Source organism: Lelliottia sp. 489, from assembly GCF_050435885.1.
Taxonomy (GTDB): Bacteria; Pseudomonadota; Gammaproteobacteria; order Enterobacterales; family Enterobacteriaceae; genus Enterobacter; species Enterobacter nimipressuralis.
Genome location: NZ_JBNDLC010000001.1, coordinates 752,444 through 775,274 on the forward strand (window position 1 = coordinate 752,444; position 22,831 = coordinate 775,274).

The following is a 22,831-nucleotide window of genomic DNA, read 5'->3' on the forward strand; positions in this document are numbered from 1 at the left end:
CAGGTGTCGCCTTCACAGGCGTCTGGTATACTTTCTAAAACAACGAGTTAGCCAAAACATCAACTTAACTCACTGATCTGTAACTCTTTCATGGTACACAGCATGGCAAACAACGTGTCACACAAGCTGTCACACACAATGATTCGTGGGCGCACATACTACACTAACTTTAGACTAAATGATTCAACAAGTTTTGTGCGTCTGAGTCTCGGTACTGATAGCCGAAAGCAAGCAGAAGTAATCATGAATCAGATCCGCCCTTTCATTCCCCTTGTGCAGAATGGAACAATGAGCCTCGAAGAGTTCAAACGCAAAATGCAAGGCTACCGAGCCGCCACTAAGCAGGACTTTGACAACTATCTTCTACATGCACTTGAGAGGGATGTTGCCGAGGTGGAGCGTCTGCCGGAGTTAGGACAGTGGCACAGAAACATAAACCCTGATTCTCCATTATCTGCTTCTGATACGGTTGAAGCCGCACAAGGCTATTCGGAAGCTCACTTCCAACGCATGGTTAATGGTAGCGATCAGACAGCAAACGAAGTGCTTGCAAGTCTTCATATGAAGAAACTTGAACTTTCCAAGGAGGATTTGCCCTTTGCGAATCAAGTAGGTGCTGCACTTGATATGAGCCGCGCGACCGTCGCGCAAGCCTATGACGCATTCTATTCGAAAGATTTGCTGCGATATCGCCAACTCATTGCAATACTGCAAGATCAGTTAGAAGAGCAGAAACTGAAATCTTCACCACAAAGTATTGTTGAAACAAGCCAGGCTTTTTCAACGGAAGTTAAAGAAGCCCCAAGTCAGGCAATCAAACTTTCCGAAGCATGGACGCAGTATGTTGCAGAAAAAGGTCAAAAATGGCGTGCAAGCATCGCTAACGAGAACCAGCGTTTCTTTGATGTGCTGATTTACGTTATTGGTGATAAACCGATTGATCGGGTTACTAAGCAAGATATTCGTGAAGCGCTGAAAGTGACCGAAAACTTACCGACTCGGACTAAGCTGCCATACAAACGTCTATCTTTGCCTGAATGCATTGATTATGACGTTCCAGAGGAAGATCTGATCAGTAGTCAGCATGTTGAAAAACATCTCAAGATCTGGCGCTCACTTTTTAAAACTTACCTCGTTGACACCAAAGACCAGTTAGAGAAATCCCCTACCGATGGAATCACATATGAGGTGAAGCCCAATCGGAGAGGTCATTTCAGCAACGCTGAGTTGAGTAAGCTTAAAACCAAGCTGTTCTCACTGGAAAATAACGATTGGCGCAAATGGTACTTCCTCACCCTCATTTATACTGGTGCTCGACGTGGCGAGATTGCCTCTATCAGAAAGCGGGACATCCGTTTAGATGAAGAAACTTCACGCTGGTACATTTATATAGAAGATGGGAAAACCGAACATGCCCAACGCCAGATACCACTCAATAAGGTTTTAGAGTCAGGTTTGCTCAACCTTGTCGAAACTCTTAACGATGGCGATCTGATTTTCAGTGACTTACCTAACTACACCACAGCAACAGTCGAATGGGCTAAGTTGATGAATGAAACAGGTGTCCCTGATTATGATGAGTTTGGGTTAAAAAGGCGCATACATAGTCTTCGTCACACCTTCGTAAGCCATTGCCTTGCATCTGGGGGCGTGTCTTTACCTTTGATGCAGTTTGTAGTCGGACACTCTCGAACTCAAAGTTTAGGTGTAACGTCCATTTACACGCACCGCCCACCGCTTAAAGACCTGTTATGTGTCGTTGACTTTCAGAAATGAGAAAAGGGGCATAAGCCCCTTTCTACCAATATCGCTGTAATGTTTCGAGATGTTTTTACTTTTTCCCTTTTTTAGAGGGGATTTTTACAGTTTCCGTAACAGTTGTCCCTGGACGTTTCTTAGCCTCTTCCGGCTTAACAAACTGACCAGTACCCGCATCACGAACTACTTTTTGTTTAGGCATGAAAACACCTCATCTTAAATGAAGGATAGAACTACTTAACCTTTTTAAGAGTAGGTAATAAGCGAAGCGGCGTCAAAGCAAAAACACAATATATGCACATAGATCACAAAATACCATACAACATATAGCGGAATAATACCCTCTATCACCCGCCTGTTGATGATTGACCGGATGACATTTGCAGCGTTAGCGACTGTGTGAAGCTGGCTTGGGAGGCTCTCGCCTGAAAATCAATGTAATCGCTCAATCTTGAGCTATCACTGGCAATAGTGAGCGGAACAGACGCTTCAAGATTTAGATTGAATACAGGTGCAAGGTTGTACGCTGGCTCGTTGCTGCTGAGTGACATTGCAGAATCACGCAGAGAATCACCTGCAAGGTTATATTGATTCGCCGCAGTCCCTGCTTGCTGATTACCGAAGCCCAGCCAATCTTTGATAGCCGGAGCCACTGAACGGGTATCGAAGCCCGTCTTATCAGCGATCCACTGCGCAGCATCATTGGCAGAGCCTGTAACAGCACCATCATAGAGAGCCTGGGCCGCTGGTTTATCTTTTTCAGCAAACCATTCAGGGAAACGAGCGCGAAGCCCTGCATTGATATCACTCACAACAGTGGAAATCTCACCCACAAACCTGGTGATTTCTTTCGAGAGATTACCTAATCCCTCACCTAATAGCCCTGCACTCTGATTGATTGCCTGTGTATTTTTCACAAGCTCATCACCACTATCAGCGAAGCCTTTCATAAAGCCTGTAAACATGTTGTTATCAACGCCATTCATGAGATTACCCATCGCTACACTCAGATCACCATATGCAAGAGTTTGCTTGATCTGCTCATCGTTAAGAGTTTGACCGGAATCGACAAGTTTTCTCAGTGTTGATATAAACTGCTCACCGTTATTCTTGAACAGGTCTACATAGTGCGCCCCATCATCGAAAATGTTTTCCAGCAAGTGAGCAAGCTCTCCATCTGAATATCCGCGCCGCTGTCCCTCATTAACAGTTGCCTGGAGAAAATCGAGCGGGTTGTCTTCGTACTGTGAAAGCTGCGACTTGTTCCAACCAAACTTGTTAAGGATTTCTTCAATGTTGGCGTTACCGCCCTTATAGCCACCAGACTTCTTATCGAATTGGCTGTTCATCAGGGTTTCACTGATTTTTTCGCGGGTATCTTTCCCGAAGCCGTCCGTGATCTTGTCAACGCTGGCGCTCTGAACACCGTGTTGCTGCCCCCAAGAGACTATCGCTTTAACAGAGTTAGGATTCAGTTTGGTACGTTCCGACATACGGACAAGCTCAAGATTTTCATCTCCTTGCTGCTTGATACGAGACAAGACTCCTGCCCCGCCAGCTAATGCAGCAGTAGCACCAACAAAGCCAGCACCGCCACCGATAACATTCAGCCCTTTTTCTTTAATACCCTTTGCAGCCCCTGTATAGTCGGTTTTCTTAGCATTTCTGAGTGCTGCCGCCTGTGCCTGAGTGGACGCAGTTACTTTTGCCTGTAACGCTGCCTCACGACGCATAAGAGCAATGCGTTCGCGTAGCTCATAGTTCATCTTCTGGCTACTGATCTGGCCGTTACGGAAAAGCTCTGTCTGTTCCTTAGCAAAGCGTGCAAATTCCAGTTGTTTTAGTGGATCAATACCGTATTTACCAGCTACACCTTTCATCTGGAGATTAGCGCTACGAAACTTTAGATCGGCGGTTTCATTGCGACGGCGTAGCTTGTCAGCCTCACGAGCCTGAACTTTTGCCGCTTTCTCAGCCTGACGCTGTTGTTTTAAATCACTGGCGCTCTTAGAGGGAGCCACCTTAGCATCTGCTACTTGTTCACGCGCTTTAGCTCTGCGCTGCTTCTGAGTCTGGAAGCGAATCTTGGGATCGGCTATTTTCTGGAAGTGCTTTTGAAGGTTATCCGCTGCGGCCTTAGCCTCTGCAATACTTTGCTTGTCCACAACGAAGGTGACTGTATTTTTTAGGGTGCTAACATTCAGATCAAGCATTATTCACCGCCTTTCTTACTCACCAGGTAGTTGAGTGCCTCAGATACACTACGCCCACGGTGTAATAACTGACGCAGATGACCGTGATCTATTTCAAGCACACGACACACCCCCGCCAAGTTTAATAACTCTTCTGCTGTTTCAGCATTTACGGCGAGGTGAAGCCCCGCGCTTTTTAAAATCACTTGCATTATCTTTCCTCATTATTCTGGAAATAAAAAAGGGCGGGAACACTGGGGAGATGTTCCCAACGTTCACACGCCCTATTCAAAAGCCTGATTATTTCCAGCGGGTCAGGCTCCCGCTTGCTCATTAAGCAGTGATGGTGATCTTCACCTGCATACCTAACGCATGGTTCACTGGTAATGCGCTGTTTTCGTGCATAACGTGGTAAGCATCGCCGCGCTCGCTCAGGTAGCCCCAAGAGTAGTATTCAGCAGGTGCAGCATCGATCAGTGCGAAGTTGCCAGAGGCAGCGCCGTAAATGTTCTGATAAGGATTTGAGTTGCCTTTGCTAAACACAGGCACCGCCACCATGTCAGCATCATCTGGCATCTGTGCCAAGATCAGCGGATCTGTCACTTTAACAATGTCGATAGGCGCACCAGGCAGACTAAACGTACTAACACCAGGGAGAAGCTCGTGACGCTGGTAGAACAGGTTACGGTCGTCATATGGCGCTACATACTGGAACGCCTTAGACATACTGTCAGAGAAGCGAATCTGGCTAAATGCAGCAGGTTTAGCGAATACGATCACTCGTTCAATCTGACCAGCCAATCCACCTGCGGCAGCCTGAACTTTGTCTAAGATGGCATCAAAATCCTGTGCCGCTGTCGCTGCACTCACGCTGGCTGTCATTGGCGCTACGCCGAACAGTTCAGCATAAGAGATCAGTAGGTCATCTGTTGCAGGAGTAAAAACTTCACCTTTGAAGAGGCAGCGGGCCAGGTAGGATTCACGGGTACGAAGATAGGCAATCTTATGTTTCCCAGTGTACTCGATGTACAGGTCGGTAACGGTTTGCTCGTAGTCCGTTCCTTGCACTCTGCGGCCTTGTACGTCTACAGGTTTAAACTCATCTTCCCTTGCAAACCAAGGAATCTCGATAAGGTATTCTTTGCCATTCTGACGCGCGGTAGTGTCGTGGTTTGATGAATAACGGCTCTGCGGGGTGTTAAACAGGCTGTAGTTATCATCCAGAAGCTGTGTCACCACCACTTTCGGATTCTGAACACCTACCCCGTCGAATAGGTCGAGGGCATTCATAAGATAGTTACGTTCCGGCAGAGCCTGGAAGATTGGCGCTAAATCGACCATCTCACGCCCAATTGCGATTTTACTCATTATTTATCTTCCTTGATTAAGAGGTGAAGAATGGACGGCATACGAACCCTTTGGATTCGAGCGTGGTGATAGCTGCGGCGTGGTTAGCTGCGTGCAGGTTGTCGGCTTTCAGTGCTACGAAGCTACCAACATTAGGCGCACGTAGGACATTCACCGTTTTACCGTCGCCAGTACTGACGAAATCACTTACCACCACAAAGGCATCATCGCCGGAGGTGTATAGAGCGCCATCAGCGCCGATAACATCGCCGCATTCAATATCTGCTGGCAGGTCGAAAACACGGCCTTCTACGGCTGCAAAAGAATCCGTGGCGTAGCTCACTACGTCGGTGAAACTTTTACGAATGGGGAAAAGCTCGGTTAGGTCTACAATCATTGTTGTTTTATTTCCTTTGATTTGATTGCGATCCGTTCCTGCATACTAAGTTGAGGTTTGTCCTCAGAAGGGAAATACTGTTCTACAGCTTTTTCTATTTCTTCAACGGTACATCCTGCCATTTCAGCCACTTTAGCTATTAGCTCAGGATTAACTTGAATCACTTCGGATTTGTATTTTAGGATTCGGTCGCGATTGTTTAATAGAAACATTGTGTTGTTCCTTCGCGTTGTAACTGCGTTTATCCTTCCATTAATAACGGAAGTGTTACATGCAGATTGTTAAAAAGGGGCGATTAAGCCCCTGGAGAGTATGCCCTTGTTAGAAAGCATTTTTAACGTCATTCGATTAGCAGGAAAAATGAAGTTAACAATACTCTCTAATAAAAAGAACCCCCGTTTTATTATCTTAGGAGATTTAAAAAGATCGGGGGTGCTTTGCATCTGTTACACGTGAAGCCCTCACGCTGGCCGTAACAGATATTCATTACATTATCTATTTAGTTGCACGTTCGTGGGGTGCTCCTTAATAAATACCAGCTAAACAAACCAAAGAATCTCTTTAAATATGTTCAGTCTGACGCTACCTAAGTTCTAATAGATAGCTGGAAGCTTAAAAAAGCTCCCTCTGAAAACGTCTATTCCATTATTAAGAATGGAGATGCGCGGGTGAGTGCATATAATGCCAACACAACAAGGCATTATATCCCGCGCATTCCTTCGGAACTAAACAAAGAAGAAAACAACCAGAAGTTTTCAGAGGAAGCTCTAAAGAGCTAATAGAGAAGAAAGCACCATCTATGGGAATGATGCTCTCGGAGTGCTCACACTATGGGATAATGTTTGCAAGTCGTATTTTCAAACGAGGGGGAAGTGATTCGAATACTTACCCTATACTTACATAGTAACATAAAAGTTATGCACATGTCAAGAATTTTATGCACCATTAGTGAATATTTATTCATACTGAATCATGCTATAAACCTTGGCAATGTCGAGGCTAAGCTCTCCCAGTTCAGCGGTGATCCACTGGAGGCTGCAAGCCAGCTCTTCAAGGTCATTAGCTACACGCCAGGCTTCTTCTGGTGTGATCGTACTGCCGTCACGCTGCACCAAACGAGCTACAGACGTTTGCAGATGTTCAAGGGCGGTGATTGCCTGTTCAGTATGTTGCACCGCTTCCAGGAGCGCGGAGGGCGTTCCTGATACATGCGCCTGATTCACTAAAGATAATGTTGGCAAATGCCAATCATCTTCAAAACCCAGAATCATAGTTTCAATGGTGCTGTATGTATTACTCATGTGTGATTTCCTTATCGTCAAAGGGAATATCAAAGTCTTGTGTATGGTGGGATAAGCCGTTAGTGCGGATATATTCCCGCCAGTCAATATAGTTTTCTGCGTATAACTGCCACTTCTTAAGGTTCGATGAATCAACATGGTATTCACGGCGGCGGCGTGGTTTATAGAAGACGTTATCCGAAGAGGCTAAAACATCCTGCAATAGTTCAAACTCTGATCCGGTTGGCACCGTTGCAGGGTATTCTATTATTTCGGTGATCCACTCCCCAGAGATGGATTCAGTTGCTTGTTCTTTCAACTGACGGCTGTATTTACGTTTGCTGGCGCGTACTGCTTTCTCAATACGCACTAAGTTGTTTCTTTGTCTTGTACTCATTTATCCTCGTAGAGGGAAACTTCCGTATTTTCTCGTTAATGTCCATACTGCGTAAAAAACAAACAGCCAATAGATAGCGATGATCATAAAAGTTTCCCGTATTGTTTCTTAGTTGGTTGTCGTAATGAAGCTCACCGCTTCGTTTACGGTAATGTCGTAATACTTGCCGTGGCGTTCCATTGTAATAACCGCTGCATCATTCATTATTAATAACCAATACCGCGCCCCGCTCTCACTTATTCCTACACCATCAGCAATATGTTTCACCGTGGAACGGATCTTTCCGTGTTCACGTATTAGAGATGCAAGGTGTTGATAAAGACGTTGGCAAATGGTGTTACATTCGATTTGATGATGTGTAGATTCGTTCAGTAGGTATAGCTTGTTCAATGTGTCTCCTGGTTAAAATGGTATTCCAAATCTTGAGTAAAAGTGAGGGAATCTACTTTCAAAACTCTCCTCTAACTTTTCCTCTAATCTGGAAGGTAATCTCTTATTGTTAAAGTTCAAAACGCGACGAGCGTAGTTTATAAATGTGTCCCCCCTGCTTTGTTGCCGTAAACTCTCCGTTTTTGATAGCAGATCGCACACTGCATCTATTTTCATTTCATCGGTAATCGTCTCAGGCAGTCCTAAAGGCTCAGGCTTTGCCGTCGCATAATCTGTTGGTGCTGATTCATCCCAGTTCGGCGCATCATCCGGCTTTTCCTCTGCGGTGTCTGGCTCAGGCACTACGTCAGAAATGATAATGGGGGCTGCTGGTAGTTGATCTGGTGGGATAACATGAGCATCAGTAAGTGGTAATGCAGTATAAAGCAGTGATGAAATATTGGGATCCGGGTGTTCGTTCGTTATAACCAGCCCTAACTTTCTTAGGTCTTCAATACGTCTTTTTACCGTTGAAGATGATGTTTTATGTTTTCTCGCTAACGTAGCGTGACTCTCGTAGCAATGACTACCGTTCGCTTGATAGCTCATAAAGCGGCAATACAAACCAACGTGATGGCTGTCGATTTTTATCCCATCGGGGCAATCTTTTGAATAAAGGTATTCAATGTCTTCGAAGAAGGTGAAGTCCTTTATGAAGGTTTGCGATGTTACAGTTTTTCCGTCTTCATCTTGATATGTGTGCTCGTGTTTTGCCTGAATCTGGGCGAGGGTTTTTGCCATTGTTGTTTGCTCCTGTGTATGCTCAGTAAGTTACGAATGCTCTTCATTTGGTTTTCTCCGCTTCTCATTCGTGGATTGTTGTTAATGCTGTCTCGTGGATATTACGCGTCAGCTTTCGAATATTTAACCGCCAGGTTTTGACATTCTTCAAGAAGGAGTGCGCTTACGCTCATTTTTCGGCGCTTCGCTTCTTTGAACAGAATCTGAAATGTCGCATCAGGGATCATTAATGATGTGGACGGTGGTAATTTGGTTTTCTTATCGATCATATGGTTTCTCCTTCTGGTTTATTCGTTGGTTTCTTTTGTTGCGTTTCTGATTAAATCGAAGCGGCGTAGTACTTCCGTGAAAAACTCGGCGCGTTCTGAATAGCCCTGCTTACGATTGGAGTTACGTAGTGATTTAATCTGGTGGCGTGTCACTTCCCCTTTAATGAGGGATAGCACAGTAGTATCAATATCGAAGTATTTCATTAATGTCCTTTTCAAATATAAAATAAAACACCTCGCAAACCTGACGGTTTCGAAGTGCATTGTGATTTGGATTGTAGGTGGGAATGTTTTCTTTACCCTATATAACTCATATTACACTATAAGGCGACACTTGTCAAGATATTTTTAATATATTCTCCCATCACAAACAATACCACACACCGCCGTTTGAAGTCAACGCTCATGATTAATATCAGAGACACCGCTTAAACATCCTATATCGCGTTCTGAGGGCTTGTGTTACATCAGTAGCGGCCTTTCTCCCTACCCTCTTAAAATCGCTTACAGCGCATCTGAGGCGCTCTGTTTGCATTGCTGACGCCCTCTGGCACTTACTCCCGAAACCAATAGCACAACTACTGAGGTATAACGTTAGTTATCAGGATAGTAGTTAGTGGTCTTGGATTGAGGCTTAGTGAACTTGCACGAGTTACGAGGGTAAGTGAGCTTTAGCCATATTGCTCTACCTTCGAGGATTAGCACAACTACATACGAAAGGATGTAGGAAGGGTAATAGGAGGTAGGTAGAGTTAGCATGTGGTCAATCATCGTCAGATGGTTGGGTACATGGTTACATACCGCGCACAGCGCAAAGGAGATTTACGCCGTGGCGTAATATCGCTTGTGCAACCTGTTCCAGGTGGCAAAGCCATTGCACAATCCAGAATGTACAGATAACGCTTTGCTGCGTCGAGAGCGGAACGAGGCCAGCCAACGTAGCCCGAAAGGTAGCGGAGTAAGGCTGCTTGCCAGGAGTGACGGGAACACCCGCCAGCAAAGATCTTTGCGACAAGCGCAAAAACACTGATCTAATAACTGATCTTATTATTAATATTATAGTTAATCTTATTGTGTGTCACCGTGACCTACCCCCCAGGTCAGCCTGACCCACCCCCCTGTATCACTCAGACCTACCCCCTGTGTCACCGTGAGCTACCCTACCGATAAGAGAGCGAAAAACGTCACTTCATGCAACGGTAGACCGTCGCCCATGCATCATTTTGATGTATATCGTCGCCCTGCTCACCACGAATCGCACATGCAACAATCCTAAGAACAGCCAGAGGCAATCCTTAGGTTATATCTATCAAAATCATACATTAATAACGTCAAAACCTATATTAAATGGCAGGTAAATAATCGGTGTAGATGTAAGCCAAAGTGGATTGTTCACTTTCATTGTCAGAATGATCAGTTTAGCTAAACCGTTGTGTAGTGCGGGATACAGCGCTGTTTGCCATGAAAACCACTTTGCACCCGTGCCGGATTCGTTGAACGAGTATTCTCGAAAGATCACTCCGCTGATTTTTCCATGCCAAAACCCGCCAGTTAGTTAGTATTCTAATCATTTACATACGCAATCATTTTCAAGTGCATAAACTCCGCATAATCAGTGCATAAAGGCTGGTTAGCGCCGCCCTCGCCTGACGACTCAACATTTATCACCATTAAATCAATATGATAGATAATAACCACACACAACCATCTGTAGTGTGATGTTCCGCTGTTGCCGCTGTTCTTCGTGCAGAGTTGAGGATTTGGCAATGTTCAAACACATGTTTATAAATGCCAACATTATGATTTTATTAAAGATATTTAAAAATCACGCAGATTTCGATCTGGGAGTGCCTGATCTTCGCGTTAAGCACTGGACGCAATCTCGCCATTCACCACACACAACGCAGTTCGTTTTTTGATCATTTATGTTGCAACTTACTGAAATTGATCATATTGTTTATTCCATAAGTTTAGATGTGTGATCTTGAAGGAGGGTTAATTGAACAGAGCAGTGGTGTTAGATGAACAGCAAGCCAAAGCGATCAGGGAGTGGCTAAACGCTCATAACAAGAGCCTAATAGCTGACGTTACATTAATGATGCAAGCCGCCGTACTGCGTGTGGGGGATGCCGTAGCTTTGCGCTTCGACGAAGTGCTCAACGGAGAGATAGACATAGAAGAACAGAAGACAGGGAAGCGTAAAGCCCTCACCCTTCCGGCTCCAGTGGTGCAGATGATCGCACGTCGCCGTGCTGAGTATCCGCATGATGTGCATGTGTTCAGAAGCCAGCGTAACCGCTCGATGAACAAGCAGGCACCTGTACGACGCGAAGAAGTGAGCAAGCAGATCGCAGAAGCTGCTAAAGCTATCGGGATTCATGGCACTGTATCGGCTCACAGCTTCCGCAAAGCTGGCGGGAATGCCATCTACAAGCGTTCAGCAAACAACATCGCTTTAGCTATGACCGTGCTTAATCACAGCAACATCACTGACACCAGGCGCTATCTGGACTTAGACAAGCAAGCCGTTAGCCGTGTGATCAATGAGATGGATTTATAAGGAGGTAAACATGAAATATCTTGTGCTAACGCTGGCGCTCATGAGCTTACAGGCTTACGCCGGACAGATAACTCTGGTCAACCCGCAGGAGGAACAGACGGAGAACGGAAAAACGCTATGCACGTATCAGAACAGCATTTACTTGTTCACCTACGTTACGAGTACTCAAAGTTGCCCGTATGCTAAGACATTCGACACTGATGATTCGGAGAAAAACAGATAGGGGTTGCCCCCTGCCTTCATGCGTTCATGCGTTCATGCGTTCATGCGTTCATGCGTTCACTAACCATTTTGAAGGGATTTCGAGCCATTCCTGACTTTCTTCATCAAAGTAAAATACATCATCAACCCCATGTTCAATGAGATTAACATTTCGTTGAGTGTTTCTTATTCCGCCATTTTCCATACGTTCTTGAGCAGGAATATGAGTCGGTTCAACATGTAAGTTAACAAGGTGACCTAAGACACTGTTGATCAAATCAACCCCATCAAACTGATACGCTGATTCAGCAGGCTTACCCTTGAAGTTATACCTAATATTTACTGTCTTGTGATCAACCATTCCAAATCCCCTATGCTTCAAATTCGTTGCGGCATACCTTACAGTACCAACCAGCAGTGTAACTACCGCCTCCAGCAAAGTAATGCAAGTGTATGAATTTCTCATCTTTTTCTTTACAGGCAGGGCAGAAGGGTGTTTTATCTCCTTCTTTCCAGTAAAGTCCACTGTTAAACGTAAAAGCGTGCTTATCCTTTAACTGCTCTTCAAGCTGCTTATTTTTCTGTTCAGCGTCGAAAAGTAGGGTTTGTGTTGTTATCGCTTCGATCTTGGCGTTAGCAAGTTCGACCATTAGATTGGCTAACTCAAGTTTGAGCGTAGCCTTGTCCAGTTCATCGCTGTTATTTGCCAGCTTCTGAGTGATGCTTACCGCTTTATCAAGAATCCCTATAGCTGCCGCCGTACTTGCTAATACTCCTGCCATACTGACTAACCTCCTATTCTTAAAAATATATACGGAACAATCGCACTCTTTACTGGCAATGCTTGTCAAACCACTGGCGGACTTTATCAGTGCTGATGCTTTCATCATGTTTGGCCACAGCCCAAGAAGCAAAGTTACCCTGGTACTTATCGTAAAAACCGCCGACAGGGTATTCGATCCTTTTTTTCAAGAAAGCCGTTACAAATTTTTGCTCAGCTACTTCCTTCTGACGGTTTGAAAAATCCGCAGAGTAGCGAGGCGCGTTAGCAATAAAATGGCAATAAACCCCGCTAAGTATGTCAGTATCATTTAGCATTGGGGGAGTCTGACAAGCCCAAACTTCTTGAATAGTGGATGTGTTGCCAGCAGTCGTCTTATAGAGAGTCGCCTCCTTCCCTTTGCTCCTGCAAAAGTCTCCAACCAGTGACATAACGATTTCTGCATTTTCTGAATCCCGGTAACGAGCAGTCACTAACCACCCCAGGGCTTGATCGTAGCTCTCCGAGTAGGTAGGCACATCTAAGTGCTCTTGCCGCTGCGAGTACCCACTACAACCAACGCAAACGGCACAGAAGAACAGAGATAATCCCTTAATACACATGATCCACCGACAATAGTTTGTTTTTCAAGCTATCTTAGCGGTCAGATTGTTCCTGGACAAGGGTAGTTAACTATCGGCGCTCTCGTATTGGCTGGGCTGGTTATATGGAAACAATCTCACAACCGCTAAAAAGAATCTTAGGCTAAAGGTTTGATGTATCGCTTGCCACCCTACTGTTTGGAATGTACCGAACGATTGTCTGTGCCATAATCCCAGAAATGACCATCTGACTTAACTCAACCGTTGTGTCAGGAAGTTTCCAGATTACTTTACTTGGATCAGAAAACTCAGGCTTTCCATACTTCTGAGTTAGTAATTGATTTAATGTGCCAAATTGATGTGCAGCGATGCCTTCATTTTTCTTTTCATTGCTGGCTACGTTCGTTTGAACAAGCCGATCAGCGCCGTCGAACAAAAATGTCACTGTATACAGACCGCTACCAATCGATACATTATCAATCCGCACTTTTCCAAAGTTATCCTTATACTTTTCTGGTGAGATGAGATGTGCACCATTGCCCTGAGCAGCAACAACTTCTGACGGATTCATGTCCCATGTAGTATTTCCATACCCTATGCCCTTAGCGAATGAGAGTAGAGGTAAAGTTAGAATCACGAAAGCCATTAGTAGTTTTTTCATTACATCCCCACGAATTGAGTTTATTAATTGTGAACCAGTTTACAATGATCCCATTGCTCAGTGCTTCTTGCGATGCGGTCACTAATTGCAAAGTTTCCCAGCGACGGATCATAGGCGTACACTTTGCTTTTATCATCTGCCATCATCAACTTACCGTTAGTTTTCAGCTTTGGCGAGAGCAGGTATGTACCGTTTAAACGGTTAGCTTTGAAGCTATCGACATACAATGTTACCTCGGCACTACCCAACACACGTAAAGCCCCGATTCTTCCATTCTGTATCGCTGCAATAGCATACTGACAGAGATACGTTTTAGCAGTTGAAGACGTATTTTTTCCGTCAACCTTAGCTGATGAGGAAGGGGGAGAGGATTTAGGGATTGAACTATGAAGAGAAGATGACGGGTAAGAGTATGAATAATTTTTATACGTAGATGATGTGCCTGATCCAATCCGGCACGTTTTTCCAACCGCAATGCACGAATTACCGCATGGAATACCTTTCTTGCAGTTCTTAGCGTGTGCAGAGAATGACAACCCAGCCAATAGAAATGTACCAATGGTTATCCTAACCAACGAAGACCAGCCCATAAACCACCCTTCTTTTAAGATTTTCTCTACATGATACCATACCTAAATTAAGGGAATAGTAGCCAATAAGCCCGTTGGTGGTAATACCGAATACGGGGACTATACCAAGGAAGACATTAACAGTAGGGAAAGGTGTACATACATGATGAGAGTCGCGATGTGGCTAATGGCTGTCACACAAGTTAGTAACAGCCATTAACTGAAAAACATTAAATCATTGATTATAAATGATTTAATATTTATCTTGTGCGCCTTCACAGGCGTCGAATTAGGGTCAAAATAGCGGTCTACCGCTGTTTTGATGGCCGCGTAGTATAGCCGCTTATACCTTTACAAGAAAGGCTTTACGTCACCCACGCCTTCACGAATCACTTCTGGTGCATCTTCCGTCAAATCGACGACCGTCGTCGGCTGCTGGCCGAGGTAGCCACCGTGAATAATCAGGTCTACCTGTTTCTCCAGACGGTCTTTGATCTCCTCCGGGTCGGACTCGGTGAAATCGCTGCCTGGCAGCATCAGGGAGGTCGACAGCATCGGTTCGCCGAGGGTCTCAAGCAGCATTTGCGCAATCGGGTTCGACGGCACGCGCATCCCGATAGTTTTGCGTTTTTCCTGCAACAGACGGCGCGGCACTTCCTTGGTCCCTTTCAGAATGAAAGTATAGTTGCCCGGCGTGTTATTTTTGATTAAACGGAAGGCGACGTTATCCACGTAGGCGTAAGTCGAGATTTCCGAAAGATCGCGGCACATCAGGGTAAAGTTATGCCCGTCCGGCAGATGACGGATGCGGCAAATACGCTCCATCGCCCCTTTGTCTTCGATTTTGCAGCCCAGCGCATAGCCGGAATCGGTCGGATAAACAATCACACCGCCCTTGCGAACGATCTCTACCGCCTGATTGATCAGGCGCGCCTGCGGGTTATCCGGGTGAATATAGAAAAATTGACTCATGCTTCCCTCTCTTCAATATGTTGCTGCGACTGCTCCCAAAGTGCCCAGACGGGTTCCACGCCTGCGGGTAACCAGAGCTTACGCCCCAGCTCAATCCATGCACAAGGCTGATGGAAATCCGAGCCTTGCGACGCAAGCAGACCATACTGACGCGCATACGTCGCCAGCTGACTACGCTCATTGGGTGCCTGCTGGCACTGGGAAACTTCCATCGCTTCTCCACCCTGTTCGGCGAAGTGCGCCAGCAGTCTTTTCAGCCACTTAGCCGAAAGGTTATACCGCCCTGGATGGGCCAGCACCGCCTTGCCGCCAGAATGATGAATGACATCAATAGCTTGTTTTATTGTACACCACTGTGGCGGAACGTAACCGGTTTTACCGCGTGCCAGATATTTTTTGAAGACATCGGCAAAATTATTCGCTTTTCCCGCTTCGACCAGAAAACGGGCGAAGTGGCCGCGCGTCACGGCACCGCCGTTGGCAAGGCGTCGTGCCCCTTCCAGCGCGCCGGGAATCTGCGCTTTCTCCAGCCGCTCGCCAATCAGTTCCGCGCGTTGATTGCGGCGCGCTTTCTGCTCTTCGAGGAACGCACACAGGGCCGGGTGTTCGATATCAATATTCAGGCCGACAATATGAATTTCGTGATTTTCCCAGACCGTGGAAATTTCTACGCCGGATACCAGCGTCAAAGGCAGCGCGCTGCGGGCAATCTCCGCGCGTGCCGCCGGAATGGCGTCCGTGGTGTCGTGATCGGTTATTGCCAGCGTACCTACACGCATTTCTACCGCGCGGTGAACCAGCGCTTCGGGCGTCAGCAGGCCATCAGAGGCCTGGGTGTGGCTGTGTAAATCATAAATCACGGCGTATTTTGTCTCGCTCAAAGCGGTTTCCATCACAGGTTTGTCGTATAACAGAGGTCTATGATAACGGCTTAAGCGCAAATTCTGAAATCAGGGGTTGACAATACGCCATCGAACTAGTTAACTAGTACGCAAGTTCACTCAAGAAGGTATCTGAAAATGAAAGCACATTTCTCTCTGCACGGTTGGTGGCGCACTTCCTGATCCTCGGGCAGTGTCACTCGTCTGCAAATTGCAAACAGATACCAGGCCCGCCACGATGCGGGCTTTTTTATGAACAGAATTAATGAGAACAACAATATGCAAACCGCTAAAACACACCTTGAGTTGCTGACCTGCGAAGCCGTGTATCGCCACAACCCTACCGCCTTATTCCACCAGGTGTGCGGTGCACGCCCGGCCACCCTGCTGCTCGAGTCTGCTGACATCGACAGCAAAGACGATCTGAAAAGCCTGCTGCTGGTTGATAGCGCACTGCGCATTACCGCATTAGGTGACACTGTCACTATTAAAGCACTGTCTGAGAACGGCGCTGCCCTGCTGCCGCTGCTTGATGCGGCACTGCCAACGGGTATCGAAAACGAACAGCGCCCGGAAACACGCATTTTGCATTTCCCGCCAGTCAGCCAGCTGCTGGACGAAGACGCGCGTCTCTGCTCCCTCTCCGTATTTGACGCCTTCCGCCTGCTGCAAAACCTGGTCGAAGTGCCAGAGAATGAGCGCGAAGCGATGTTCTTCGGCGGGCTGTTTGCCTATGACCTGGTGGCCGGTTTTGAAGACCTGCCTGAAACCGAACAAGGCAATCGCTGCCCGGATTACTGCTTCTATCTGGCGGAAACGCTGATGGTGATTGACCATCAGAAAAAGTACACCCGCATTCAGGCGAGCCTGTTCACCCCTTCGGTTTCGGAAAAACAGCGTCTGGCGCAGCGTATCGAACAGCTTCAGCAGCAGATGACCGAAGAGCCGACAGCGCTGCCGGTCCAGCGTATTGATCATATGCAGTGTGAAACGAACCAGACAGATGACCAGTACGGCGCCGTTGTACGTCAGATGCAGAAAGCAATTCGCGCCGGTGAGATTTTCCAGGTGGTGCCATCGCGCCGCTTCTCACTGCCGTGCCCGTCTCCGCTGGCCGCGTATGACGTGCTAAAGAAGAGCAACCCAAGCCCGTACATGTTCTTTATGCAGGACAACGATTTCACCCTGTTCGGGGCGTCACCAGAAAGCTCGCTGAAATATGACGCGCCGAGCCGCCAGATTGAAATTTACCCGATTGCCGGTACACGTCCGCGCGGTCGCCGTGCGGATGGCTCCCTGGATCGCGATCTCGACAGCCGCATTGAGCTTGAGATGCGTACGGATCATAAAGAGTTATCCGAACACCTAATGCTGGTCGACCTGGCGCGTAACGATCTGGCACGCATTTGTACGCCAGGCACTCGTTATGTCGCGGATCTGACCAAAGTCGACCGTTACTCCTTCGTGATGCACCTGGTGTCCCGTGTGGTCGGCGAGCTGCGCCATGACCTCGACGCGCTGCACGCCTATCGTGCCTGCATGAATATGGGCACCCTGAGCGGCGCGCCGAAAGTCCGTGCGATGCAGCTGATTGCCGGAGCCGAAGGCCGTCGTCGCGGCAGCTACGGTGGTGCCGTGGGGTACTTCACCGCACACGGCGATCTGGACACCTGTATCGTCATCCGCTCCGCCTACGTGGAAGATGGCATTGCCACCGTCCAGGCAGGCGCAGGCATTGTTCTCGATTCTGTTCCGCAGTCTGAAGCTGACGAAACTCGCAGTAAAGCTCGCGCGGTATTGCGCGCCATTGCCACCGCACACCACGCACAGGAGATTTTCTGATGGCTGACATTCTGCTGCTCGATAATATCGACTCCTTTACTTACAACCTGGCAGACCAGCTGCGTGCAAACGGGCACAACGTGGTGATTTACCGCAATCATGTTCCGGCGCAAACCCTGATTGAGCGTCTGGAAACCATGCAAAACCCGGTGCTGATGCTCTCTCCAGGCCCGGGTGCACCGAGCGAAGCGGGCTGTATGCCTGAGCTGCTGACCCGTATGCGTGGCAAACTGCCAATTATCGGCATCTGCCTTGGGCATCAGGCGATTGTTGAAGCGTACGGCGGATACGTCGGCCAGGCGGGTGAAATTCTGCACGGTAAAGCCTCCAGCATTGAACACGACGGCCAGGCGATGTTTGCTGGGCTGCCAAACCCGCTGCCGGTCGCGCGTTATCATTCGCTGGTCGGCAGCAATATTCCGGCGGGGCTGACGATCAACGCCTCTTTTGAAGGAATGGTCATGGCCGTGCGTCACGACGCCGATCGCGTCTGCGGCCTGCAGTTCCACCCGGAATCGATTCTGACCTCTAACGGCGCACGCCTGCTGGAGCAGACCCTCAACTGGGCGCTGCAGAAGCTGGAGCAAACCAACACGCTGCAGCCGATTCTGGAAAAACTCTATCAGGCCCAGACGATGACCCAGCAGGAGAGCCACCAGCTTTTCTCTGCGGTGGTTCGCGGTGAACTGAAGCCAGAACAGCTGGCCGCCGCGCTGGTCAGCATGAAAGTGCGCGGTGAGCAGCCACAGGAAATTGCCGGTGCGGCGACCGCCCTGCTGGAAAACGCCGCCCCGTTCCCGCGTCCGGATTATGCGTTCGCGGATATCGTCGGCACCGGCGGTGACGGCAGCAACAGCATTAATATCTCTACCGCCAGCGCCTTCGTGGCGGCGGCCTGCGGCATGAAAGTGGCGAAACACGGTAACCGCAGCGTCTCCAGCCGCTCAGGCTCTTCCGATCTGCTGGCCGCGTTCGGGATTAACCTCGACATGAATGCTGAACGTTCCCGTGAAGCGCTGGACGATCTGGGTGTCTGCTTTCTGTTCGCGCCGAAATATCACACCGGTTTCCGCCACGCGATGCCGGTCCGTCAGCAGCTGAAAACCCGCACCCTGTTTAACGTGCTGGGGCCGTTGATCAACCCGGCGCATCCGCCGCTGGCTTTGATTGGCGTCTACAGCCCGGAACTGGTACTGCCGATTGCGGAAACCCTGCGCGTGCTGGGCTATCAGCGTGCGGCCGTGGTCCATAGCGGCGGAATGGATGAAGTGTCGCTCCATGCGCCAACGCTGGTTGCCGAGCTGCGCGACGGCGAAATTCAGAGCTATCAGCTGGACGCTGCCGACTTTGGCCTGACGCCCTATCATCAGGAACAGCTGGCAGGCGGCACCCCGGAAGAAAACCGTGACATTCTGACACGCTTGCTACAAGGTAAAGGTGAAGCCGCCCATGAGGCCGCTGTCGCCGCCAACGTTGCGATGTTGATGCGTTTGCACGGCGAAGAAGACTTACAGGCTAACGCACAAAAAGTCATGGCCGTATTGCGCTCCGGCGCAGCTTACGACCGCGTTACCGCACTTGCGGCAAGAGGGTAAATGATGCAGACCGTTTTAGCGAAAATCGTCGCCGATAAGGCCATCTGGGTAGAAGCGCGCAAAGAGCAGCAGCCACTGGCCAGTTTCCAGAATGACGTGGTTCCCAGCCAGCGCCGTTTTTATGATGCCCTGCAGGGCGCGCGCACCGCGTTTATCCTGGAGTGCAAAAAGGCCTCGCCATCGAAAGGCGTGATCCGCGACGACTTCGATCCTGCGCGTATTGCCGGGGTCTACAAACACCATGCGTCAGCCATTTCGGTGCTGACGGATGAGAAATATTTCCAGGGCAGTTTTGATTTTCTGCCGATTGTCAGCCAGATCGCCCCGCAACCGATTCTGTGCAAAGACTTCATTATTGATGCGTACCAAATCTGGCTCGCACGTTTTTATCAGGCCGATGCCTGCCTGCTGATGCTCTCCGTGCTGGATGACGAGCAGTATCGTCAGCTGGCCGCCGTCGCCCACAGCCTGAATATGGGTGTGCTGACGGAAGTGAGCAACGAAGAGGAGCTGGAACGCGCCATTGCGCTGAAAGCCAAAGTCGTCGGCATCAATAACCGCGACCTGCGCGATCTCTCCATCGACCTGAACCGCACGCGCCAGCTGGCGCCACGTCTCGGGGCTGGGGTCACCGTTATCAGCGAATCGGGCATTAATACTTATGCCCAGGTTCGCGAGCTGAGCCATTTCGCAAACGGCTTTTTGATTGGCTCGGCGCTGATGTCTCACGACGATTTGAATGCCGCCGTCCGCCGCGTGCTGTTGGGTGAGAACAAAGTCTGTGGGCTGACGCGCCCTCAGGACGCCGCCGCCGCCCTCGAGGCGGGTGCCGTCTACGGCGGGCTGATTTTTGTCGACTCGTCTGCGCGAGTGGTAACGGAAGATCAGGCCCGCGACGTGATTGCCGCTGCACCGCTGAGCTATGTTGGCGTGTTCCGCGATGCGCCAGTTTCTGAGGTCGCCGCCAAAGCTGAAAACTTATCGCTGGCTGCCGTGCAGCTGCACGGCAACGAAGATCAGGCGTACATCAATGAACTTCGCCAGGCACTGGCACCGCAGGTGCAAATCTGGAAAGCGCAAAGCGTGAGCGACACGCTGCCTCCCCGCAATCTCCAGCATGTCGATAAATATGTGCTGGACAACGGCCAGGGCGGAACCGGCGTTCGCTTCGACTGGTCCCTGCTGAACGGTGAAAAGCTGGACAACGTCCTGCTGGCGGGTGGATTAAGCCCTGATAACTGCGTAGAAGCCGCGAAAGCAGGCTGTGCGGGTCTCGATTTCAATTCTGGCGTGGAGTCTCAGCCGGGTATCAAAGATGCCAGTAAGCTGGCCTCGGTATTCAAGACGCTGCGTGCATATTAAGGAAGAGCAAATGACAACTTTATTAAATCCCTATTTTGGTGAGTTTGGTGGCATGTACGTGCCGCAGATTTTGATGCCTGCCCTGCGCCAGCTTGAAGAAGCGTTTGTCAGCGCGCAGAAAGATCCGGCCTTCCAGGCGGAATTTACCGACCTGCTGAAAAACTACGCGGGCCGCCCGACGGCGCTGACCAAATGCCGTAACCTGACCGAAGGCACAAACACCACCCTGTACCTTAAGCGTGAAGATCTGCTCCACGGCGGCGCGCACAAAACCAACCAGGTGCTGGGCCAGGCGCTGCTTGCTAAGCGGATGGGCAAAACCGAAATCATCGCCGAGACCGGTGCAGGCCAGCACGGCGTGGCATCAGCGCTCGCCAGCGCCCTGCTCGGCCTGAAATGCCGTATTTATATGGGTGCGAAGGATGTAGAACGTCAGTCGCCGAACGTGTTCCGTATGCGTCTGATGGGTGCCGAAGTGATCCCGGTACACAGCGGCTCTGCCACGCTAAAAGATGCCTGTAACGAAGCGCTGCGCGACTGGTCTGGCAGCTACGATACCGCGCACTACATGCTTGGTACCGCTGCGGGTCCACATCCGTTCCCGACCATCGTGCGTGAATTCCAGCGCATGATCGGGGAAGAGACCAAAGCGCAGATCCTCGAAAAAGAGGGGCGTCTGCCGGATGCGGTTATCGCCTGCGTCGGCGGTGGTTCCAACGCCATCGGCATGTTTGCTGATTTTATTGATGACGAAAGTGTGGGCCTGATCGGTGTCGAACCTGCGGGGCACGGCATTGAAACCGGCGAGCACGGTGCGCCGTTGAAACATGGCCGCGTAGGGATTTACTTCGGCATGAAGTCGCCGATGATGCAAACCGACGAAGGCCAGATTGAGGAGTCTTACTCTATCTCCGCCGGGCTGGATTTCCCTTCCGTCGGGCCGCAGCACGCGCATCTGAACAGCATCGGCCGCGCGGATTATGTCTCGATTACCGATGATGAAGCGCTGGAAGCGTTTAAAACTCTGTGCCGCAACGAAGGGATTATCCCGGCGCTGGAGTCTTCTCACGCGCTGGCTCATGCGCTGAAGATGATTAAAGAAAACCCGGAAAAAGAGCAGCTGCTGGTGGTTAACCTTTCCGGTCGCGGTGACAAAGATATCTTCACCGTTCACGATATTCTGAAAGCACGAGGGGAAATCTGATGGAACGCTACGATAACGCATTTGCTGAACTGAAAGCCCGCAAGGAAGGCGCGTTTGTTCCCTTCGTCACGCTGGGCGATCCAGGCCCGGAGCAGTCGCTGAAAATTATCGACACCTTAATTGCTGCGGGTGCCGATGCGCTGGAGCTAGGGATCCCGTTCTCCGATCCACTGGCGGATGGCCCGACCATTCAGAACGCCACCCTGCGCGCGTTTGCCGCAGGCGTTACCCCGACCCAGTGCTTTGAGATGCTGGCGGCTATCCGCCAGAAGCATCCGACCATTCCGATTGGCCTGCTGATGTATGCCAACCTGGTCTTCAGCAAAGGTATCGATAATTTCTACGCCGAATGTGCACGCGTGGGCGTTGATTCAGTGCTGGTCGCCGATGTGCCGGTAGAAGAGTCTGCACCGTTCCGTCAGGCAGCGATGCGTCACAACGTCGCGCCGATCTTCATCTGCCCGCCAAACGCCGATGACGAACTGCTGCGCCAGATTGCCTCTTACGGTCGCGGGTATACCTATCTGCTGTCGCGCGCGGGCGTTACCGGTGCGGAAAACAAAGCGGCGCTTCCCCTGCATCATCTGGTGGAAAAACTGGCCGAGTATCACGCTGCCCCTCCGCTGCAGGGCTTCGGAATTTCATCGCCAGAGCAGGTCACCGCAGCGATTGATGCCAATGCCGCAGGCGCTATCTCCGGATCGGCGATTGTGAAAATTATCGAGCGCAACGTCGATAAGCCAGAGCAGATGCTGACTGAACTGCGCGACTTCGTCACCGCGATGAAAGCGGCGACGCGCAAGGCCTGAGTC

28 protein-coding genes and 1 other annotated feature are annotated in these 22,831 nt (G+C 49.4%); of the genes, 9 read left to right on the forward strand and 19 right to left on the reverse strand.

What is annotated here, in order from left to right; all coding sequences use genetic code 11:
* Positions 1–243 precede the first annotated feature (243 nt).
* Complete coding sequence (locus tag ABIE11_RS03755; RefSeq protein WP_335257664.1) at positions 244–1,776, forward strand: tyrosine-type recombinase/integrase; 1,533 nt, start codon at positions 244–246, stop codon at positions 1,774–1,776.
* A 55-nt stretch (positions 1,777–1,831) separates the two neighbouring features.
* Here the strand turns inward: ABIE11_RS03755 and ABIE11_RS03760 are convergent, their stop codons facing one another.
* The 12 genes from ABIE11_RS03760 to ABIE11_RS03815 all read right to left on the reverse strand — a co-directional run bounded on the left by ABIE11_RS03760 (position 1,832) and on the right by ABIE11_RS03815 (position 9,014).
* Positions 1,832–1,960 carry a hypothetical protein gene (locus ABIE11_RS03760; protein ID WP_275426076.1) on the reverse strand — a complete coding sequence of 43 codons (129 nt, stop codon included), beginning with the start codon at positions 1,958–1,960 and terminating at the stop codon, positions 1,832–1,834.
* Between the two features lie 145 nt (positions 1,961–2,105).
* Positions 2,106–3,971, reverse strand: a complete 1,866-nt coding sequence (locus tag ABIE11_RS03765) for a hypothetical protein (protein WP_328705350.1) — start codon at positions 3,969–3,971, stop codon at positions 2,106–2,108.
* A complete protein-coding gene (locus ABIE11_RS03770) occupies positions 3,971–4,162 on the reverse strand; it encodes a hypothetical protein (RefSeq protein ID WP_025203992.1) in 192 nt (63 codons plus the stop codon). The genes ABIE11_RS03765 and ABIE11_RS03770 overlap by 1 nt, the downstream gene beginning before the upstream one ends.
* Positions 4,163–4,283: 121 nt before the next feature.
* A complete protein-coding gene (locus ABIE11_RS03775; protein ID WP_417323408.1) occupies positions 4,284–5,318 on the reverse strand; it encodes a major capsid protein in 1,035 nt (344 codons plus the stop codon).
* 16 nt (positions 5,319–5,334) lie between these two features.
* Complete coding sequence (locus ABIE11_RS03780) at positions 5,335–5,694, reverse strand: hypothetical protein (protein WP_063134503.1); 360 nt, start codon at positions 5,692–5,694, stop codon at positions 5,335–5,337.
* On the reverse strand, positions 5,691–5,906 hold the full coding sequence (locus ABIE11_RS03785; protein WP_241703011.1) for a hypothetical protein: 216 nt from the start codon (positions 5,904–5,906) through the stop codon (positions 5,691–5,693). The genes ABIE11_RS03780 and ABIE11_RS03785 overlap by 4 nt, the downstream gene beginning before the upstream one ends.
* 744 nt (positions 5,907–6,650) lie before the next feature.
* Positions 6,651–6,995: a hypothetical protein gene (locus ABIE11_RS03790; protein WP_328705351.1), complete on the reverse strand. Its 345-nt coding sequence runs from the start codon at positions 6,993–6,995 to the stop codon at positions 6,651–6,653.
* Entirely contained in the window at positions 6,988–7,371 is a 384-nt protein-coding gene (locus ABIE11_RS03795) for a hypothetical protein (RefSeq protein ID WP_429184012.1), read from the reverse strand. Before ABIE11_RS03795 ends, ABIE11_RS03790 begins: the two co-directional genes overlap by 8 nt.
* A gap of 108 nt (positions 7,372–7,479) precedes the next feature.
* Positions 7,480–7,761, reverse strand: coding sequence for a hypothetical protein (locus ABIE11_RS03800; RefSeq protein WP_335257659.1), 282 nt, complete (start codon positions 7,759–7,761; stop codon positions 7,480–7,482).
* 12 nt (positions 7,762–7,773) lie between these two features.
* The gene (locus tag ABIE11_RS03805) at positions 7,774–8,541 is read right to left on the reverse strand and encodes a hypothetical protein (protein ID WP_335257657.1); all 768 of its coding nucleotides are present in this window, start codon (positions 8,539–8,541) and stop codon (positions 7,774–7,776) included.
* Positions 8,542–8,642: 101 nt separating this feature from the next.
* Positions 8,643–8,810 carry a hypothetical protein gene (locus ABIE11_RS03810; RefSeq protein WP_335257656.1) on the reverse strand — a complete coding sequence of 56 codons (168 nt, stop codon included), beginning with the start codon at positions 8,808–8,810 and terminating at the stop codon, positions 8,643–8,645.
* An 18-nt stretch (positions 8,811–8,828) separates the two neighbouring features.
* Complete coding sequence (locus ABIE11_RS03815; RefSeq protein ID WP_025203984.1) at positions 8,829–9,014, reverse strand: hypothetical protein; 186 nt, start codon at positions 9,012–9,014, stop codon at positions 8,829–8,831.
* A gap of 1,795 nt (positions 9,015–10,809) precedes the next feature.
* Here ABIE11_RS03815 and ABIE11_RS03820 point away from each other — a divergent pair.
* Both ABIE11_RS03820 and ABIE11_RS03825 read left to right on the forward strand, forming a co-directional pair.
* Entirely contained in the window at positions 10,810–11,370 is a 561-nt protein-coding gene (locus ABIE11_RS03820) for a tyrosine-type recombinase/integrase (protein WP_328705355.1), read from the forward strand.
* Positions 11,371–11,380: 10 nt separating this feature from the next.
* Complete coding sequence (locus tag ABIE11_RS03825) at positions 11,381–11,593, forward strand: hypothetical protein (RefSeq protein WP_328705356.1); 213 nt, start codon at positions 11,381–11,383, stop codon at positions 11,591–11,593.
* Between the two features lie 48 nt (positions 11,594–11,641).
* On the opposite strand, the gene ABIE11_RS03830 is transcribed toward ABIE11_RS03825, so the two are convergent.
* From ABIE11_RS03830 to rnm, 7 genes are all read right to left on the reverse strand, one after another.
* Positions 11,642–11,932: a hypothetical protein gene (locus ABIE11_RS03830; protein ID WP_248176281.1), complete on the reverse strand. Its 291-nt coding sequence runs from the start codon at positions 11,930–11,932 to the stop codon at positions 11,642–11,644.
* A gap of 10 nt (positions 11,933–11,942) precedes the next feature.
* Positions 11,943–12,353, reverse strand: a complete 411-nt coding sequence (locus ABIE11_RS03835) for a hypothetical protein (RefSeq protein WP_248176283.1) — start codon at positions 12,351–12,353, stop codon at positions 11,943–11,945.
* 49 nt (positions 12,354–12,402) lie between these two features.
* On the reverse strand, positions 12,403–12,825 hold the full coding sequence (locus ABIE11_RS03840) for a hypothetical protein (protein WP_328705357.1): 423 nt from the start codon (positions 12,823–12,825) through the stop codon (positions 12,403–12,405).
* Positions 12,826–13,096: 271 nt separating this feature from the next.
* Positions 13,097–13,594, reverse strand: coding sequence for a hypothetical protein (locus tag ABIE11_RS03845; RefSeq protein ID WP_429184013.1), 498 nt, complete (start codon positions 13,592–13,594; stop codon positions 13,097–13,099).
* A gap of 23 nt (positions 13,595–13,617) precedes the next feature.
* The gene (locus ABIE11_RS03850; protein ID WP_223537276.1) at positions 13,618–14,184 is read right to left on the reverse strand and encodes a hypothetical protein; all 567 of its coding nucleotides are present in this window, start codon (positions 14,182–14,184) and stop codon (positions 13,618–13,620) included.
* A 330-nt stretch (positions 14,185–14,514) separates the two neighbouring features.
* Positions 14,515–15,135 (reverse strand): L-threonylcarbamoyladenylate synthase, encoded by a 621-nt coding sequence (locus tag ABIE11_RS03855; RefSeq protein WP_095282224.1) that lies wholly within the window; start codon positions 15,133–15,135, stop codon positions 14,515–14,517.
* Positions 15,132–16,016 (reverse strand): RNase RNM, encoded by an 885-nt coding sequence (gene rnm / locus ABIE11_RS03860; RefSeq protein ID WP_312154116.1) that lies wholly within the window; start codon positions 16,014–16,016, stop codon positions 15,132–15,134. The genes ABIE11_RS03855 and rnm overlap by 4 nt, the downstream gene beginning before the upstream one ends.
* A gap of 138 nt (positions 16,017–16,154) precedes the next feature.
* On the opposite strand from rnm, the gene trpL reads away from it, so the two are divergent.
* The 6 genes from trpL to trpA all read left to right on the forward strand — a co-directional run bounded on the left by trpL (position 16,155) and on the right by trpA (position 22,828).
* Entirely contained in the window at positions 16,155–16,199 is a 45-nt protein-coding gene (trpL, locus tag ABIE11_RS03865) for a trp operon leader peptide (RefSeq protein ID WP_107704263.1), read from the forward strand.
* Positions 16,176–16,270: a sequence feature (Trp leader region), on the forward strand. It overlaps the preceding gene by 24 nt.
* Positions 16,271–16,295: 25 nt before the next feature.
* Complete coding sequence (locus ABIE11_RS03870; RefSeq protein ID WP_429184265.1) at positions 16,296–17,858, forward strand: anthranilate synthase component 1; 1,563 nt, start codon at positions 16,296–16,298, stop codon at positions 17,856–17,858.
* The gene (gene trpD / locus ABIE11_RS03875) at positions 17,858–19,453 is read left to right on the forward strand and encodes a bifunctional anthranilate synthase glutamate amidotransferase component TrpG/anthranilate phosphoribosyltransferase TrpD (protein WP_100779962.1); all 1,596 of its coding nucleotides are present in this window, start codon (positions 17,858–17,860) and stop codon (positions 19,451–19,453) included. Before ABIE11_RS03870 ends, trpD begins: the two co-directional genes overlap by 1 nt.
* Entirely contained in the window at positions 19,454–20,815 is a 1,362-nt protein-coding gene (gene trpCF / locus ABIE11_RS03880) for a bifunctional indole-3-glycerol-phosphate synthase TrpC/phosphoribosylanthranilate isomerase TrpF (protein ID WP_429184014.1), read from the forward strand. It begins immediately after the preceding gene.
* Positions 20,816–20,825: 10 nt separating this feature from the next.
* A complete protein-coding gene (trpB, locus tag ABIE11_RS03885) occupies positions 20,826–22,019 on the forward strand; it encodes a tryptophan synthase subunit beta (protein WP_102103873.1) in 1,194 nt (397 codons plus the stop codon).
* On the forward strand, positions 22,019–22,828 hold the full coding sequence (gene trpA, locus ABIE11_RS03890) for a tryptophan synthase subunit alpha (protein WP_194512346.1): 810 nt from the start codon (positions 22,019–22,021) through the stop codon (positions 22,826–22,828). Before trpB ends, trpA begins: the two co-directional genes overlap by 1 nt.
* Positions 22,829–22,831: the final 3 nt, after the last annotated feature.

Bases quoted from the DNA above. Each gene is read 5' to 3' on its own strand.
- ABIE11_RS03810 (WP_335257656.1), bottom strand. From the start codon at position 8,810: ATGATCGATAAGAAAACCAAATTACCACCGTCCACATCATTAATGATC.
- ABIE11_RS03770 (WP_025203992.1), bottom strand. From the start codon at position 4,162: ATGCAAGTGATTTTAAAAAGCGCGGGGCTTCACCTCGCCGTAAATGCT.
- ABIE11_RS03870 (WP_429184265.1), top strand. From the start codon at position 16,296: ATGCAAACCGCTAAAACACACCTTGAGTTGCTGACCTGCGAAGCCGTG.
- ABIE11_RS03850 (WP_223537276.1), bottom strand. From the start codon at position 14,184: ATGGGCTGGTCTTCGTTGGTTAGGATAACCATTGGTACATTTCTATTG.
- ABIE11_RS03825 (WP_328705356.1), top strand. From the start codon at position 11,381: ATGAAATATCTTGTGCTAACGCTGGCGCTCATGAGCTTACAGGCTTAC.
- ABIE11_RS03815 (WP_025203984.1), bottom strand. From the start codon at position 9,014: ATGAAATACTTCGATATTGATACTACTGTGCTATCCCTCATTAAAGGG.
- ABIE11_RS03855 (WP_095282224.1), bottom strand. From the start codon at position 15,135: ATGAGTCAATTTTTCTATATTCACCCGGATAACCCGCAGGCGCGCCTG.
- ABIE11_RS03835 (WP_248176283.1), bottom strand. From the start codon at position 12,353: ATGGCAGGAGTATTAGCAAGTACGGCGGCAGCTATAGGGATTCTTGAT.
- ABIE11_RS03805 (WP_335257657.1), bottom strand. From the start codon at position 8,541: ATGGCAAAAACCCTCGCCCAGATTCAGGCAAAACACGAGCACACATAT.
- ABIE11_RS03845 (WP_429184013.1), bottom strand. From the start codon at position 13,594: ATGAAAAAACTACTAATGGCTTTCGTGATTCTAACTTTACCTCTACTC.
- trpCF (WP_429184014.1), top strand. From the start codon at position 19,454: ATGATGCAGACCGTTTTAGCGAAAATCGTCGCCGATAAGGCCATCTGG.
- ABIE11_RS03795 (WP_429184012.1), bottom strand. From the start codon at position 7,371: ATGAGTACAAGACAAAGAAACAACTTAGTGCGTATTGAGAAAGCAGTA.
- ABIE11_RS03755 (WP_335257664.1), top strand. From the start codon at position 244: ATGAATCAGATCCGCCCTTTCATTCCCCTTGTGCAGAATGGAACAATG.
- ABIE11_RS03790 (WP_328705351.1), bottom strand. From the start codon at position 6,995: ATGAGTAATACATACAGCACCATTGAAACTATGATTCTGGGTTTTGAA.
- ABIE11_RS03780 (WP_063134503.1), bottom strand. From the start codon at position 5,694: ATGATTGTAGACCTAACCGAGCTTTTCCCCATTCGTAAAAGTTTCACC.
- ABIE11_RS03765 (WP_328705350.1), bottom strand. From the start codon at position 3,971: ATGCTTGATCTGAATGTTAGCACCCTAAAAAATACAGTCACCTTCGTT.
- trpB (WP_102103873.1), top strand. From the start codon at position 20,826: ATGACAACTTTATTAAATCCCTATTTTGGTGAGTTTGGTGGCATGTAC.
- ABIE11_RS03760 (WP_275426076.1), bottom strand. From the start codon at position 1,960: ATGCCTAAACAAAAAGTAGTTCGTGATGCGGGTACTGGTCAGTTTGTT.
- trpD (WP_100779962.1), top strand. From the start codon at position 17,858: ATGGCTGACATTCTGCTGCTCGATAATATCGACTCCTTTACTTACAAC.
- ABIE11_RS03775 (WP_417323408.1), bottom strand. From the start codon at position 5,318: ATGAGTAAAATCGCAATTGGGCGTGAGATGGTCGATTTAGCGCCAATC.
- trpA (WP_194512346.1), top strand. From the start codon at position 22,019: ATGGAACGCTACGATAACGCATTTGCTGAACTGAAAGCCCGCAAGGAA.
- ABIE11_RS03830 (WP_248176281.1), bottom strand. From the start codon at position 11,932: ATGGTTGATCACAAGACAGTAAATATTAGGTATAACTTCAAGGGTAAG.
- ABIE11_RS03785 (WP_241703011.1), bottom strand. From the start codon at position 5,906: ATGTTTCTATTAAACAATCGCGACCGAATCCTAAAATACAAATCCGAA.